Source organism: Variovorax sp. 05T418, from assembly GCF_056396385.1.
The window spans coordinates 1-964 of sequence record NZ_JBFTLJ010000049.1; the positions used below are offsets into that span (position 1 = coordinate 1).

Annotated in this window: 1 protein-coding gene; it reads left to right on the plus strand. The window is 67.8% G+C overall.

Annotated elements, in window-relative coordinates; genetic code table 11:
• A partial coding sequence (locus tag AC1DMS_RS31715; RefSeq protein ID WP_478182145.1) for an IS110 family RNA-guided transposase occupies positions 1-964 on the plus strand: 964 nt, incomplete at both ends.

Below are 964 nucleotides of genomic sequence, written 5' to 3' on the forward strand. Positions count from 1 at the left end.
TGGTGCTGGCCAACGCCGCGCACATCCGCAACGTGCCCGGCCGCAAGAGCGACGTCAACGACGCGATGTGGATTGCCGATCTCTTGGCGCACGGCCTGATCCGCTCCAGCTTCGTGCCGCCGCAGGCGATCCAGCAGCTGCGCGACCTCACGCGCACSCGCAAGCAACTCGTKCGGGAGCTCTCCCAGCACTCGCTGCGCATCCARAAGGTGCTGGAGGACGCCAACCTCAAGCTGGGCAGTGTGTTGTCGGACGTGCTGGGCAAGAGCGGCCGCGCGATGCTCGATGCCATCGTGGCCGGCCAGAGCGATCCGGCGCAACTGGCTGCGCTGGCYCAGGGCACGGCGCGCAACAAGAGCGCCGAATTGCGCGAGGCGCTGCGCGGGCGCATCACCGAGCACCACCGCACCATGCTGCGGCTGCACCTGCAGGTGGTCGACGCCTTGCACCACACGTTGGCCGAACTGGATGCGGCCGTGGGAAAAGCGCTGGCGCCGATCCGGCAGCGCGCCCGCCTGCTCACGACGATGCCCGGGGTCAGTGACCTGACGGCCAGTGTCGTGGTGGCGGAGATCGGCGTGGACATGTCGCGCTTCCCCACTGCCGGGCATCTGATCTCCTGGGCAGGCCTGTGCCCGCGCAGCGACGAGAGCGCCGGCAAGCGCCGATCCACCCGCGTTCGCAAGAGTGGCACCTGGATCAAGACCACCCTGGTGACCGCCGCCTGGGCCGCGGTGCGCGTCAAGTCCAGCTACCTGCGAGCGCAGTTCCTGCGTATCAAGGCACGTCGCGGAGCCAAGAAGGCCATCCTCGCGGTGGCCGCCTCGATGCTCACCGCCGCGTACCACATGCTTCGTGACGGCACCGAGTACAACGACCTCGGCTGCGAGCACTTCGACCGCCAGGATCGCACCAAAACCATCCGTCGCCTCATGAAACGACTTCAAGATCTCGGCTGCGAGGT